At 73.4% G+C, this 12,650-nt stretch carries 15 protein-coding genes; 7 read left to right on the plus strand and 8 right to left on the minus strand.

Features of this window, described 5'->3' with window-relative positions; all coding sequences use genetic code 11:
* Nucleotides 1–54: 54 nt before the first annotated feature.
* Nucleotides 55–1,509: a hypothetical protein gene (locus tag Aiant_RS42350; protein ID WP_189330265.1), complete on the plus strand. Its 1,455-nt coding sequence runs from the start codon at nt 55–57 to the stop codon at nt 1,507–1,509.
* Nucleotides 1,497–2,249 carry an alpha/beta fold hydrolase gene (locus Aiant_RS42355; protein ID WP_189330266.1) on the plus strand — a complete coding sequence of 251 codons (753 nt, stop codon included), beginning with the start codon at nt 1,497–1,499 and terminating at the stop codon, nt 2,247–2,249. Before Aiant_RS42350 ends, Aiant_RS42355 begins: the two co-directional genes overlap by 13 nt.
* Before the next feature lie 37 nt (nt 2,250–2,286).
* Here Aiant_RS42355 and Aiant_RS42360 read toward each other — a convergent pair whose 3' ends face one another.
* Together Aiant_RS42360 and Aiant_RS42365 are read right to left on the minus strand one after the other, a co-directional pair.
* Nucleotides 2,287–3,273, minus strand: a complete 987-nt coding sequence (locus tag Aiant_RS42360; protein ID WP_189330267.1) for an aldo/keto reductase — start codon at nt 3,271–3,273, stop codon at nt 2,287–2,289.
* A gap of 10 nt (nt 3,274–3,283) precedes the next feature.
* On the minus strand, nt 3,284–4,054 hold the full coding sequence (locus Aiant_RS42365; RefSeq protein WP_189330268.1) for a class I SAM-dependent methyltransferase: 771 nt from the start codon (nt 4,052–4,054) through the stop codon (nt 3,284–3,286).
* A gap of 55 nt (nt 4,055–4,109) precedes the next feature.
* Between Aiant_RS42365 and Aiant_RS42370 the strand changes: the two genes are divergently transcribed.
* Together Aiant_RS42370 and Aiant_RS42375 are read left to right on the plus strand one after the other, a co-directional pair.
* Nucleotides 4,110–4,613 carry a winged helix-turn-helix transcriptional regulator gene (locus Aiant_RS42370; protein WP_189330269.1) on the plus strand — a complete coding sequence of 168 codons (504 nt, stop codon included), beginning with the start codon at nt 4,110–4,112 and terminating at the stop codon, nt 4,611–4,613.
* A gap of 90 nt (nt 4,614–4,703) precedes the next feature.
* A complete protein-coding gene (locus Aiant_RS42375; protein WP_189330270.1) occupies nt 4,704–5,279 on the plus strand; it encodes a dihydrofolate reductase family protein in 576 nt (191 codons plus the stop codon).
* Here Aiant_RS42375 and Aiant_RS42380 read toward each other — a convergent pair.
* The 3 genes from Aiant_RS42380 to Aiant_RS42390 are packed head-to-tail and all read right to left on the minus strand — an operon-like array spanning nt 5,261 to nt 7,318.
* Nucleotides 5,261–5,971 (minus strand): helix-turn-helix domain-containing protein, encoded by a 711-nt coding sequence (locus tag Aiant_RS42380; protein ID WP_189330665.1) that lies wholly within the window; start codon nt 5,969–5,971, stop codon nt 5,261–5,263. The genes Aiant_RS42375 and Aiant_RS42380 overlap by 19 nt on opposite strands.
* Before the next feature lie 9 nt (nt 5,972–5,980).
* A complete protein-coding gene (locus tag Aiant_RS42385) occupies nt 5,981–6,346 on the minus strand; it encodes a MerR family transcriptional regulator (RefSeq protein WP_189330271.1) in 366 nt (121 codons plus the stop codon).
* Between the two features lie 15 nt (nt 6,347–6,361).
* Nucleotides 6,362–7,318, minus strand: a complete 957-nt coding sequence (locus Aiant_RS42390; protein ID WP_189330272.1) for an MDR family NADP-dependent oxidoreductase — start codon at nt 7,316–7,318, stop codon at nt 6,362–6,364.
* A 142-nt stretch (nt 7,319–7,460) separates the two neighbouring features.
* On the opposite strand from Aiant_RS42390, the gene Aiant_RS42395 reads away from it, so the two are divergent.
* Entirely contained in the window at nt 7,461–8,624 is a 1,164-nt protein-coding gene (locus Aiant_RS42395) for a glycoside hydrolase family 183 protein (protein ID WP_189330273.1), read from the plus strand.
* Between the two features lie 54 nt (nt 8,625–8,678).
* Here Aiant_RS42395 and Aiant_RS42400 read toward each other — a convergent pair whose 3' ends face one another.
* Nucleotides 8,679–9,560 (minus strand): DUF4352 domain-containing protein, encoded by an 882-nt coding sequence (locus Aiant_RS42400; protein ID WP_189330274.1) that lies wholly within the window; start codon nt 9,558–9,560, stop codon nt 8,679–8,681.
* 140 nt (nt 9,561–9,700) lie between these two features.
* On the opposite strand from Aiant_RS42400, the gene Aiant_RS42405 reads away from it, so the two are divergent.
* Together Aiant_RS42405 and Aiant_RS42410 are read left to right on the plus strand one after the other, a co-directional pair.
* Nucleotides 9,701–10,636: a phosphotransferase family protein gene (locus tag Aiant_RS42405; protein ID WP_189330275.1), complete on the plus strand. Its 936-nt coding sequence runs from the start codon at nt 9,701–9,703 to the stop codon at nt 10,634–10,636.
* A complete protein-coding gene (locus Aiant_RS42410) occupies nt 10,630–11,346 on the plus strand; it encodes a sulfite exporter TauE/SafE family protein (RefSeq protein WP_189330276.1) in 717 nt (238 codons plus the stop codon). The genes Aiant_RS42405 and Aiant_RS42410 overlap by 7 nt, the downstream gene beginning before the upstream one ends.
* Here Aiant_RS42410 and Aiant_RS42415 read toward each other — a convergent pair.
* Nucleotides 11,333–12,304 carry a hypothetical protein gene (locus Aiant_RS42415; protein ID WP_189330277.1) on the minus strand — a complete coding sequence of 324 codons (972 nt, stop codon included), beginning with the start codon at nt 12,302–12,304 and terminating at the stop codon, nt 11,333–11,335. The two genes, Aiant_RS42410 and Aiant_RS42415, sit on opposite strands and share 14 nt — an antisense overlap.
* On the minus strand, nt 12,304–12,618 hold the full coding sequence (locus tag Aiant_RS42420) for a PadR family transcriptional regulator (protein ID WP_189330278.1): 315 nt from the start codon (nt 12,616–12,618) through the stop codon (nt 12,304–12,306). The genes Aiant_RS42415 and Aiant_RS42420 overlap by 1 nt, the downstream gene beginning before the upstream one ends.
* Nucleotides 12,619–12,650 lie beyond the last annotated feature (32 nt).

A 12,650-nucleotide genomic window follows, 5' to 3' on the forward strand; every position in this document is an offset into this window, starting at 1 on the left:
GGCAGCGCCGCCACGGACGTGCCTCCCCGTGGCGGCGCTGTTTAAGATCCACAGGTGACCCGCCCACCGCTGCGGTCGCCCCTGGGCGACTGGTCCTGGCTGGAGAAAGGGCTCGCCTCGGGCGGCGCCCTCGACCCCCGCAGCGACTCGGGGTCGCGCATCCTCTACTGGGTCCGTGCCGACCGGGACGGCCCGGTCACGCGGCACCTGCTGGCCCACACGACCGGTCGCCACGCCCGGCGGGCCCTCACCCTGCTGAACGACCTGTCCGCCGCCAACCCGGACTGGCCGCTGATCGCGGACGCGGCCGGACAAGCCCTCAGCGACCCGGATCCGCAGGTCCGGCGAGCCGCGGCCACGCTGCTGGTGAGCACCGCCGCACCGGAGCGCGCCCTGGCCGCGTTGTCCGCTTCGACCGACCCGGTCACCCGGATCGCGCTGATGGAGTCCATCCCGTGGCAGCGGCAGCCGATTCTGGAGGATCTGCGCTCAGATCCGGTCCCGGCCGTCCGGCTGCTGGCCAACGTCGCCCTGTATCGCGAGCACGATCCGGCGGCCTGGCCGGCCCTGGACGCCGCGATCCGTGTCGATCTCGAAGCCTCCATCGGTGCGCTGAACGCACCCGGCCGGCACTGGGCGTCCGCACTGACCCGCCTCGACCGGGAGGCGGACTGCTGCGCCTGGGCGGAAGAGCTGACCCAGCCGTCGGAGAGCCTGGCGGTCCGGCTCGAAGGTGTGCGGATGGCCGTCGCCGCGATGCGGCAATGGCGGACCGCTCCGGTCCGGGTCACCCCGATGCTCACCGGTCTGCTCGATGCGATTTCGGTACGCCCGGCGGCCCTGCACGCGATCGCGACCTCGCTGACCGCCTCCTGCCTGGCCGCCGACGACCTCGCCGCGATGCTCGGCGATCCCGTCCTCGGCCCGGTCGCCGCCACCGCGCTGGGCGCCACCGGCGACCACCGGGCGGTGCCCCACCTGATTCACCTTATGCTCGCCGGCAGCGACGAACCCCGCCTCGCCGAGGCGTTCCGAGCGGTCGCCCGGGCCGGCGCCGACCCGGATGCCCCGGTGGCTGCCGCCCGGCAGATCGTCGCCGCCCAGCCGGCCTCGTGCGAGCCCGGCCTGCCGATGCGTGTGCTCGCCGCGTTCGGTCCGGCGGCCGCCGCCGCGGTGCCGGAGTTGATCGCCAGGCTCGGCGCGGTCGAGAACGACACACCGGACCTGACCTTCTCCGTCCTCGGCCGGATCGGTCCGGCCGCCGCGGCCGCGGCCCCGGCGCTGCGGCAGTACGGCACCGGCAACGCCGAACTCGCCCTCCTCGAAGTCACGGGGGACCGTGAGGTGGCCGACCGCTACCTCGCCCGCTGTCCGGAAGAGCTGCGCCCCGGAGGCATCGCCGCCGCGATGCTGGCCTGGCTCGACGAACGTGGTGGACTCACCGAGCGCCAAGATTCGCAGTTGCGAAGCCTGTCCGGTGTGGCAGGCTCGTCGCCGTGCAAGAGTTGATCGATGTGGGGGACGGGTCCGTCTGGGCCGAGGACACCGGCGGCGACCTGCCGCCCGTTGTGCTGCTGCACCCGGGCACCGGCGACTCCCGGATCTGGGATCCCGTGCGGGAACGCCTCACCGGCGAGTACCGCCTGATCCGCTACGACGTCCGGGGCTTCGGCCGCTCCGCGCCACCGGCCCGCCGGTTCTCCCTGCTCGACGACCTGCGCCGCGTCCTCGACCGGTTCGGCGCCGGGCCGGCGCTGTTCGCCGGGTGCAGCATGGGCGGCGGCACCACCCTCGACCTCGCCCTGGCCGAGCCGGATCGGGTCCGTGGCATGGTGCTGGCCTGCCCCGGCATCTCCGGCGCCCCGCCCGCGCACGATCCCGCCGACGAGCCGGACAGCCCCGACCCGGCGATCTTCCTCGAGCAGGGCGTCACCCGCTGGGCCCGGGCCGGCCGCGACCCGGTCGTCGTCGACCAGCTGCGCTCCTCGGTCCGCTTCTGGCTGCACTGGGCCGACACCCTGGCCGGCGACGGCGACACCTGGTCCCGCCTGGAGGACATCACCACCCCCGGCGTCCTGCTGCTCGGTGACCTGGAACGCCCGTCGTTCGTCCCGGCCTGCCTCGAAGCCGCCCGCCGCCTCCCGGCCTGCCGCCTCCAGAGGGTCTCCGGCGCCGACCACTTCCTGCCACTGCGAGCACCGGACATCGTGGTGGAATCCCTGCGCTCCCTGACCCGAGCCGATGCCTGACACAACCTGAGCGCGACATCCCCCGAGCTGGGCGAGCTCAGCGGTTCGTCATCCGCTCCATCTGTTCGGCGTACCGCGCGCCCTGGATCTCGACCCGAGCCGTGGCCGCATCGATCTCCGCCAGATCCTCGGGGCTCAGCGTCACCGAGGCGGCCCCGATGTTCTCCTCCAGCCGCTCCAACCGCCGGGTCCCCGGGATCGGCACGATCCACGGCCGCTGCGCGAGCAGCCAGCCCAGCGCGATCTGCGCCATCGTCACACCCTTGCGTCGCGCGATCTCCCCGACCAGGTCGATCAGCTCCTGGTTGGCCTCGCGCGCCTCCTCCGCGAACCGGGGGATGGTCGTCCGGATGTCACCCGGCGTGAACGCGGTCTCCGGCGAGATCGCCCCGGTCAGGAACCCCTTGCCCAGCGGGCTGTAGGGGACCAGTCCGATCCCGAGTTCCGCGCACAGCGGGATGATCTCCGCCTCGGGCCGCTTCCACCACAGCGAGTACTCGTTCTGCACCGCGGTCACCGGCTGCACCGCGTGCGCCCGCCGCACGGTCGCGGCCGCCGCCTCGGACATGCCGAAGTGCTTGACCTTGCCGGCCTCGATCAGCTCCCGGACCGCGCCGGCGACCTCCTCGATCGGCACCTCGGGGTTGACCCGGTGCTGATAGAACAGGTCGATCCGGTCGGTGCGCAGCCGCCGCAGCGAGGCGTCCGCGACCTGCTTGATGTGCTCCGGCCGGCTCGACAGCCCCGTCTGCCTGCCGTCGGCGTCGAAGGCGAAGCCGAACTTGGTCGCGATGACGACCTGGTCCCGCACGGGTTCGAGCGCCTCGCCGACCAGCTCCTCGTTGACGAACGGCCCGTACACCTCGGCCGTGTCGAAGAAGGTCACCCCGCGCTCGACGGCCGCCCGCAGCAGCGCGATGTTGGCGTCCCGGTCCGGCCCCGGCCCGTAGCTCTGGCTCATGCCCATCGCCCCGAAGCCGATCGCCGACACCTCGAGGCCCCTGCCGAGAATGCGTTTCTGCATGTGGCCAACGTTAGACAGTCCGGCTCCCAGGCCCGTCCTTCGACGCCCACCCCAGATAGGTGACGACCGGCGGCCCGGACGGATCCAGCACGAACCCGGTCAGCGGACCGATCTCCTCGTCGCTCAGCCGCCCCCGCCGGCGCCGCAGCACCGCGCTGACCAGCCGCCCGATGCTCGCCGGCTTGAACCCGCACACCTCCCGCCCGCGCAGCCCGTGCGCGGCCAGCGCGGCGTCGATCTCACCGGGCGGCCGCAGGCGCCCGGCCGTGTACCGCCCCGGCGGCATGATCCGCGTGAACGGAATAGCCTGGAACGCCCCGAGATACACCATCCGCCCGGGCACCGTCCGATTCACCGTGTCGTAGACGAGCACCCCGCCCGGCCGCAGCACCCGGGCCACCTCGCCGGCCACCCGGTCGAGATCCTCGGTGATCTCGAATGTGTCGGCGCAGTAGACGAGGTCGAACGCCGCGTCCGGGAACGGCAACTCCTCGCCCGGCGCGGTCACGAAATCAACGCCCGGCACGGATTCCCTGGCCAGCTCGGTCGCGACCGGCGACGGATCGACGCTGGTCACCTCCAGGCCGAGCCCGGCCAGACCGCCGGCCAGCACCCCACGGCCGCCGCCGACGACCAGGGTGCGGGCCGCCGGCCCGACAAGATCAAGAGCAGTTTTCCGTACGTACGAAAGTCGCACCTCGTGAAAAGCGACCGCACGCACATGGCGGCCGTCGATGGCATCTGCCGAACGGGTGTCGAGCTCCAGGCGCGGACCGGCCATGCTGCCTCCCCCTTGAGTTCCCTGAGGGAACTCTACTCGCAGTAGGCTCCTGCGCATGACCCGCACGCGACTGACCGATGTGGCCTGCTCCATCGCCCGCGCGACCGACCTGTTCGCCGACGCCTGGACCGCGCTGATCATGCGAGACGTGCTGGTCGGCATCACCCGCTTCGACGACCTGGCCGAGGACCTCCCGATCTCCCGCAAGGTCCTGACCCAGCGCCTGAACCGGCTCGTGGAGGAGGACGTCCTGGCCCGCGAGCGCTACCAGGACCACCCGCCCCGCGAGCACTACGTCCCGACCGAGAAGGGCAGGGAGCTGTTTCCGGTCCTGCTCGCCCTGATGAACTGGGGTGATCGCTGGTACAGCCAGGACGGCCCGCCCGTGCGCCTCCACCACCGCGACTGCGGGCAGGACACCACCGCGGTCACCACCTGTGCGCACTGCCAGGAGCCACTGACGGCCGGCAACACCACCCAGCTGCCGGGCCCGGGCGGCCGGCTCGGCCCGGGCACCACCGTCATCGGCGCCCTGCTGGCCGGCCGCCGCACCCGCTGAGCCGCTGTCGTTTCCGTCCAAGACGGCCGGCCGGGCCGGGTCCTAGCGTGAATCCCGCCAGTCCGGCCGAGTCTGAAGGAGACAGCACCCATGCGTGACCTGGTCTACACCGGTTTCATGTCGCTCGACGGGATCGTGGACTCGCCCGGCGGTCCCGAGGAGGGGCACCGCAGCGGCGGCTGGGTGGTCAAGGACCTCGAGTTCGTCCCGGAGGCCTGGTCGCTGAAGGGCGAGGAGCTCGCCGACACGACGGCGCTGATGTTCGGCCGTCACAGCTACGAGGCGTTCGCGCCGGTCTGGCCCGGATCGGCGGACCACGCCGGCTACAAGGAGCTGCCCAAGTACGTCGTGTCGCAGACGCTGACCGACGACGCCGTCGTCGACGGGTGGGGGCCGACCACGATCCTGCGGTCGACCGCGGACGTCGCCGCGCTCAAGCAGGGCGAGGGCGGCGCGATCTTCATACACGGCAGCGCCGAGCTGGCCCGGCGGCTGTCCGACGCGGACCTGATCGACCAGTACAACCTGCTTGTCTTCCCGGTCCTGCTCGGGGCCGGGAAGAGCCTGTTCGGCCGGGCCGATCGGGACAAGCGGATGCTGACGCTGCGCGAATCGGAGAGCTATGCCAACGGGATCCTGAAACTGGTCTACTCCGTCAAGCGCTGATCCAGGTCGAGGGCGATCGCGCCGCCGGCCCCGGCACGCAGCTGCCCGGCCGTGCGCCCGACGTAGGAGCGCAGGGCCCGCGCCAGGTGCGGCTCGTCGAAGTAGTCGAGCTTGGCGACGACCTCGCCGGCCGCCTCCCCGGCGGCCAGCAGCCGCGCCGCGGCCCTGGCCCGCTCGATCTGCCGGACGGCGCCCCGCGTCAGCCCGGTGACCGCGCGGAACCGGCGTTCGACCGTGCGGCCCGACACGTCCGTGCGGTGACCCCGCAGCACGTCGGCGACCAGCGGGTCGGGGACCACGACCCCGGCCCGGACCAGACGCGCGACCAGGGCCTCGGCATCGTCCGGGCCGGGCGTCGCCCAGCGCCGGCCGTCCAGCCGGAACGTCCGGCGGGCGGTGTCGGGCAACACGATGCCGCCGTCGGTCAGCTCCGGGGTGGACACGAACCGCAGCGAGGTGCCGATGGCGAAGTCGATGCCGGTGAAGGTCGCGCCTTCCGGCACCGGCGCCGTCGTGGTCCGGGTCTCGGGACCGGTGACCGCCGCGTGCGCCCGGCCGGCCTGCTCCCAGAAGACCAGGCCCCAGCGCACGCAGGCGACCGATGTCATCGCGCTGACCTGCTCGCTCGCGCACGTCCACACGGCGTCGACCCAGGGTGAGTCGGACCCGCGCGTCGCGAACCGCAGTGCCACCACGGGCGGTCAGGTGCTGATCCGGGCCGCGAGCCGGTCGCGCAGGCCGCTGAGCCGGGCGATCTCCGCGTCCAGGGCGGCGATGCGACGGTTGACGATGCCGGCCGGGCGAGCGCAGGTGCCCGGACCGCCGTACGGGGGAAGTTGATCGTCCTCCAGGAGGTCCAAGCGGTCCGCACACGCGCGGATGTCGGCGACGGTGAGCCCCAGGCCGAGCAGCTCCCGGATGACCCGGACCCGGTTCAGCTCCCGCGGCCCGTAGACGCGCTGGCCGGTCGGGGTGCGCTCGGGGGCCGGCAGCAGCCCGTTCTCCTCGTAGAAGCGCAGCGCCCGTGGCGTCGTGCCGGCCGCTGCCGCCGCATCCCCGATCCGCACCCGGAGGCCCCCGTCCTAGGTCAGCGTCACCACCACGGTCCCGAAGTGGCGGCCCGCCCACACGTCCCGCAAAGCTTGCGGCGCCTGCTCGATGCCGTCCACCAGCACGTGCGGGAACTCGATTCTGCCAGCGGAGAGCCATTCCGCGAAGCGCGCGTCCCACTCGGCGCGCACCTCGGCGTCGCCGCCCGCGCTGTAGCCGGTCATCGTGATCTGCTTGAGGATCACCTGGTAGGAGTCGATCTCCACCGGCCCGGTGGTGCCGCTGCCGTGCTGGGCGAGCTGCCCGGAGAGCGCCCCGACCAGCGCGAACCGGGCGGACCGGTTGGCCGCGGCGATCGCCGCCCGCAGGTCGCCGCCGCCGACGTTGTCGAAGAGGACGTCGACGCCGTCCGGGGCGGCTTTCGCCAGCTGCTCGTCCAGCGGCCGGGTGACCACCGCGTCGTAGCCGAGCTCCCGCATCCGCTCGGCCTTCCACGCCGAGCCGGTGCTGCCGACCACCCGCCCGGCGCCCAGCAGCCGGGCGATCTGCCCGGCCATGGTGCCGACCGAGCCCGCGCCGCCGGAGACGAACACCGTGTCCCCGGGCCGGATCGGGGCGGCCCGGGTGAGCGCGCCGTACGCGGTGGTGCCCTGCGCGAAGTGCGCGACCGGGTCCGGCAGGGCGGGGCTGACCGGATCGATCTCGGACACCGGGACCGCCGCGTACTCCCGCCAGCCGCGCATGTGCCGGACCAGGGCACCGGCGTCCGGCCCGCCGACGATCTCACCGATCGCCGGCCCGAACAGGGTGTCGCCCGGCCGCAGCGCGGGCAGCGGCGCGCCCGGCACGCCGCCGGCCAGCAGTGTCCGCAACGCGGCGAACACGGTGAACCAGCGGTTGCGGACGAGCACCTCGCCCGGCCCCGGCTCGGGCAGGCCGGCCCGCACGACGGCCGGCTCACCGGTGGGTGCCACTCGGATCTCACGCATGACGGGTTTCCTTCGACGCTCGCAGGGAGCAGAAACGTAAACCTTTCCCCGTACGTCAGAGGCAAGCTTCTTCTGGTTCCGTGTGAGCCCCGTCTCATGTAACGCTGGCATCGACAACCGTCATCAACCGGGGGTGGACACGATGCGGATCCGCGGAGCCCTGACAGCCTTACTCGTCACCGGGGCGGTGCTCGCCGTACCCGAGATCGCCCGGGCGGACTCGCCGCCCCCGGCCCGGGTGGTGTCCCGCTACGAGACGGCCAGCGGCAACACCCTCGGCCGTGACTGCGGGTTCAGCGCGCCGATCCCGTCGGCGAGCGGGCAGGCACTGTGGACGTTCTGCGACACCGCGGTCGTGAACCCGGCCGGCACCGTGATCGGGTTCATCGGCGGGTCGACCGCCGCGCGCGGCTCCTACACCGCCGGGCAGGTGCCCAGCACGCTGAGCGAGCTGCCCACCCCGCCCGCCGCGCCGGCCGTGCCGAGCACCCGCGGGCCCGCGCCGTTCCTGCCCACCCCGTCCGGGCTGGTGCTGCCCGGCACCACCACCGCCTGCGGCACGAGCGGGACCGACTCGTACGCCGCCTCCTGGATCACCGGCCTCACCCGCGGGCCGAACCGGACCATCAGCGGGCGCAGCGGCTCGTCGCTGCTGTTCCTGACCTACACGAACGTCTGCGTGTACAACAAGGCGTGGACCACGCAGAGCTACGGGGTCACGTTCTACGACCCGGCGACCAACCAGCTGGTCGGGCCGGCGACCGTGTTCCCCCGGCCGGCCTCCGGTGAGCTGCCCTGGCAGCGCCGTCTCGGCTCGCCGACCTTCGCCGCCGACGGCTACCTGTACCTTTACACCTTCTTGTGTACGTCCTCGGCCTTCGGTGCCTGCGGTGACGGCACCGTCGTGCTGGCCCGCACCCCGTGGTCGGCCAGCGCGGGCTGGTCCACCGCGAGCAGCTACCGGTACTGGACCGGCTCCGCCTGGTCGGCGGATCCGGCGGCGGCCACCTCGGCACTGCCGGGCGCGCGCCCGTTCGGGGTCGACGTGCGGGTCTTCCCGGGCCGCGGCTACGTCGCGATCGAGCAGACCACGATCGCCGGCCACTACCGCGTGTGGAACGCCGCCGCGCCGACCGGCCCGTGGACGGCCGGCGCCGAAGCCGTCCTGCCCGGCTGCGCCAGCACCACGAAGAGCTGGTGCTACGCCTTCATCGGGCACCCCGAGCTGAGCACGTCGACGTCGCTGTTCATCTCCCACTACCACCCGGACGACAATCATGTCCGGGTCGTCGCCGTTCCCTGGTAACCAAACCTGAAAGCGGGGGAGCCCCGATCGGACGGCCGGGGCTCCCACCCGCCGCTACGCCGCAGTCCAGGACCCGGCGGTCGCAGCGCCGAGGCCGCCCGGGGCCCATTCCAGGCTGCCGGCCTTGCCGCTGGTGTCGAAGGCGATCTTCCCGGCCCGCTTCTGTCCGGCGCGTAGCGAGTTGGTGGAGTCCAGCTGCGGTTCGGCGCAGCCGGAGAACACACCGGACAGGCTGTTCGCGGTGGTGCCGTCACCGCTGACGAAGGTGAAGTCGAGCGGGTTGACGCTGCCGGTGCCGGACAGCTGGGTCACCACGACGTCCACGACGACGTACTTGCCCTGCTCCGGCGCCGGTGCGAAACCACCGCACCCGGCGGCGTAGGCCTTCACCGAGCGCAGCGTCGCCCGCTGCTCGCTGCCACCGTCCCGGACGGTGATCGCCGACCCGACCGGCACGTTGAACGTGTCCCCGCCGGCGGTCGCCGGAGCCTTGTCGCCGGGCTCCTCGGTCGTCGGCTCCGTATCGGTGGCGTCCGTTGCCGGCACGGTCGCCGCGGGACCGGCGGCCGTGGGCTTCCGCGGCGGATCGGTCCTGCCGGGCAGGACGATCAGAGCCACGAGCAGCGACACGAACGCCGCCCCCACGATCCACAACCACGGCCCGCGCCCGCCCTTGACCGGCGGCTGCCCGAACCCGGATCCGGGTGGCCCGTACCCGGCCGGCGGTGGCCCATACCCGGCCGGCGGCCCGTACCCCGCCGCGGGCGGCCCGTACCCGGCTGGCGGCGGGCCGGGCGGTCCCGGCTGCGGCGGCACCGGCGGTGGCCCGTAGCCCGGACGCGGCGGGTGGTGACGCGGGTCGTAGGACATCGTGCGGAACTCCCAGGACTGGGCGCAGGGGACCGGGCCGGCGGCCGAGCCCCAGTCCGGTGACACCCGGCCGCACCGGTCCCAACCGGCCGGCGTCGCGACCGGCGATGGGCCGATCCGGTGTCAACGAGCGACGTTCGGCTGAGCAATGCCCGGAACGGGTGACGGGCGGCAGTCATCGCCGCCGACCGATTAGCATCCGCGACATGATCGCGACGGTGCTGAAGCGACTCGGCCTCACCTCCGACGATCCGGTCGCCGGCCTGGAATCCCGCTCCGGCGCCGGAATCCACCCGGTGCGCACCGCGGCCGGCACCCCGGCCTTCCTCAAGGTGACCCCCGCGGCGCTCGGCCCGGAGGCCCGCGCCGCCGCCGAGCGCGAGCTGCGCTTCTACCGCGAGATCGCGCCGGCCGTCCCGCTCCGGACACCGCGGTTGCTCGACGTCGCCGAGTACGTCGACGCAAGAGCCGCCGCGAGCGCTGCCGGAAGCAACGATGAAGGCGCCGACGAGCGAGCCGGCGGTCTGGCGCTGCTGCTGGAGGCCGCCGGAACGACCCGCGACGTGCGGTCGTGGACACCGGACCTGTGGACCACACTCGGTCGCGACCTGGCCGCGCTGCACGACATCCCGCTGCCGGCCACCTGGCCCCGGCCGGACGCCCTGACCGACGCGCTCACCGAGCCGGACCTGCCCACGACCGAGCGTTTCTGGGCCGCGACCCTGCCCCGCACCGCCGACCTGATCGCCGCCCGCGACAGCCTGGCGGAGGCGATGGCAGCGGTCCCGCCCGCCTTCGTCCACGGTGACTGCCACACCGGCAACCTCGTGGTCGCCGGCGACACCCTGATCTTCCTCGACTGGCAGGTCTGCGGACCCGGCCGCCCCACCACCGACCTGGCGTTCCCGGCCGTCCGCGCCACCCCGGCCGGCGTCGCCGCGCCCACCGGACTGATCGACGCCTACCTGCGGCACCGCCGGCTCGACCGAGCGAGCCTGAACCTGGCGCTGCTCGCCGAAGAGCTCAGCACCTACGTCTTCCAGTGGCCGCCGTTCGCCGCCTACAACACCCGGAAGGGGATCGATCGGGTACGCCACCGTGCCGCCCACCTGGCAACCCGCTGGTTCGCGGAGACATGCTGACCCTGGCCATCGCCTCCGCCGCCGCGTTCGCGCTGGCGGTGCTCTCCGCGGTAGCCGGGTTCGGCGGCGGCGTCCTGCTCCTGCCGGTCTTCACCGCGCTGTTCGGCTTGCGCATGGCCGTACCGATGCTGACCGTGACCCAACTGTCGAGCAACGCCTTCCGCGTCTGGCTCAACCGGCACGACCTGCGCTGGCGGCTGGTCGGCTGGTTCGCCCTCGGCGCGGTCCCGCTCGCCGTCACCGGCGGCCTGCTGCTGGCCCGCGCCCCACTCGGCGCCCTCCACCGGCTGCTCGGGGTGTTCCTGATCGGCGTGGTCATCTGGCGCCGAGTCACCCCGCACCCGCGCAAACCCGCCGATCCCAGCTTCGCCGCGGTCGGCGCGGCCTCCGGCCTGGGTTCCGCGCTACTGGGCTCGGTCGGCCCGCTGACCGCCCCGTTCTTCCTGGCCTACGGCCTGACGCGGGCCGCCTACATCGGCACCGAGGCGGCCGGCGCCCTCACCATGCACCTCTCCAAGATCGCCGCGTACGGCGCCGGGGACCTGCTCACCAGAGAGGTCCTTGTGTACGGCGCCGCGCTCACGCCGGCCACCCTGGCCGGCGCCTGGGCGGGCAGGAGGATCGTCGGACGACTCAGCGACCGCGTCTTCGTCCTCCTGGTGGAGGCCGGGCTGCTCGTCGCCGGCCTCCTGTTCCTCATCGGCGGGTGACCACCCGGGTCAGCACCGCCACGCCGCTCAACGCCGTCGCCGCGATCGCGCTCAGCACCAGAACCAGCACATAGGGATCCACGATCTCGACCCGGCTCTCCGCGACGTGCTGACCGTCGAGGGCGTGCGGCGTGATGTCCGGGATGAGGTTGTCCGGCGCCCACCGTGCCAGCACCACCACCGCGAAGAAGATCAGCGCCATCGTGGCCGCCGTCGCGAGCAGCCCGGCCAGCAGGCTCCCGGCCGTGGCCCGCGCGTTCGCCAGCACCGCGCCGACCGCCGCCAGCCCGGCGAACCCGAGCGCCCACCCGGCCGACGGCGGTATCGGCGGAGCGAACGTCACGACGGTCAGCCAGCCGAGCGTCGCCACCACGGCGCTGCCGAGGCCGCTGAGCAGGACCCGCCCGGTGGCCACCGACCGCCTCGAGAACACCGCCGCCGCCCCGATCAGGAAGCTGGCCGCGATCGTCGTCAGCGTCAGCACCCCGATCCCGTCGTCGGCCGCCTCCAGAGTGGCCGGACGCGCGTGCGCCACCGCGACCACGGCGATCACGGCGGCACCCAGATAACCGCCGCTGCGCAGCAGCCAGGCGGTGACGCTGTCCCCGGTCGGTCCGAACATCCCGGTCCGGCGCGCCTGCCAGCACACCGCCGCGAGAATCGACACCAGGGCCGACAGGACCAGGGTCAGCGCCGGATAGTCCCCGGCCGCGGCCCAGGCCAGCACCGTCCCGAGCGTCCCGAGCACCACCACCAGATGCACGGTGCCGCGCAGCAGGTGCACCTGTCCGGCCGCGGTCCGCAGGCAGCCGAGGGCAAAGCTCCACCGCTCGCCAGGCTCGGTGACAGCGGCCAACTCGGCCCGCATCGCCTGGCCCCACTCCGCACGCCCGGCCGGCAGCCGGCGCACGGTCGCCGCGAGCAACCGAGCCGGCCGGTCCTGATCAGTCGCGGTCATCACGCCTCCTGGAGCCGGGAAGGTCCGACGGCACCGCGCGGAGCCGCCTCCGCGGTGACCTCAGCCGCCCACCGCAGGCCATCCCCGGTCAACCGATAGAGATGTCGCGGCGGCCGTCCCGGCGAGGGCTCCGACTCCCAGCTGGACTCCAGCAGCCCCCGATCGTGCAACCGCACCAGAATCGGATAGAGCGAGCCCGCCTTCAGCCCGACCTGCTGACCCAGCTCATACCCATAACGCCACACGCTCGGCTCCTCGGCCAGCGCTCCGAGCACCAGGATCGTCTGCGCCGAGGGGCGCCGGGCTCTCACCATGGGCGTAACTCTATATAGGTAGAGAACGAGCG

Source organism: Actinoplanes ianthinogenes (assembly GCF_018324205.1).
Lineage (GTDB): Bacteria > Actinomycetota > Actinomycetes > Mycobacteriales > Micromonosporaceae > Actinoplanes > Actinoplanes ianthinogenes.

Coding starts and splice junctions, on each gene's coding strand:
- Aiant_RS42360 (WP_189330267.1), bottom strand. CDS start 3,273: ATGCAGAAACGCATTCTCGGCAGGGGCCTCGAGGTGTCGGCGATCGGC.
- Aiant_RS42365 (WP_189330268.1), bottom strand. CDS start 4,054: ATGGCCGGTCCGCGCCTGGAGCTCGACACCCGTTCGGCAGATGCCATC.
- Aiant_RS42370 (WP_189330269.1), top strand. CDS start 4,110: ATGACCCGCACGCGACTGACCGATGTGGCCTGCTCCATCGCCCGCGCG.
- Aiant_RS42375 (WP_189330270.1), top strand. CDS start 4,704: ATGCGTGACCTGGTCTACACCGGTTTCATGTCGCTCGACGGGATCGTG.
- Aiant_RS42390 (WP_189330272.1), bottom strand. CDS start 7,318: ATGCGTGAGATCCGAGTGGCACCCACCGGTGAGCCGGCCGTCGTGCGG.
- Aiant_RS42395 (WP_189330273.1), top strand. CDS start 7,461: ATGCGGATCCGCGGAGCCCTGACAGCCTTACTCGTCACCGGGGCGGTG.
- Aiant_RS42405 (WP_189330275.1), top strand. CDS start 9,701: ATGATCGCGACGGTGCTGAAGCGACTCGGCCTCACCTCCGACGATCCG.
- Aiant_RS42410 (WP_189330276.1), top strand. CDS start 10,630: ATGCTGACCCTGGCCATCGCCTCCGCCGCCGCGTTCGCGCTGGCGGTG.
- Aiant_RS42415 (WP_189330277.1), bottom strand. CDS start 12,304: ATGACCGCGACTGATCAGGACCGGCCGGCTCGGTTGCTCGCGGCGACC.
- Aiant_RS42420 (WP_189330278.1), bottom strand. CDS start 12,618: ATGGTGAGAGCCCGGCGCCCCTCGGCGCAGACGATCCTGGTGCTCGGA.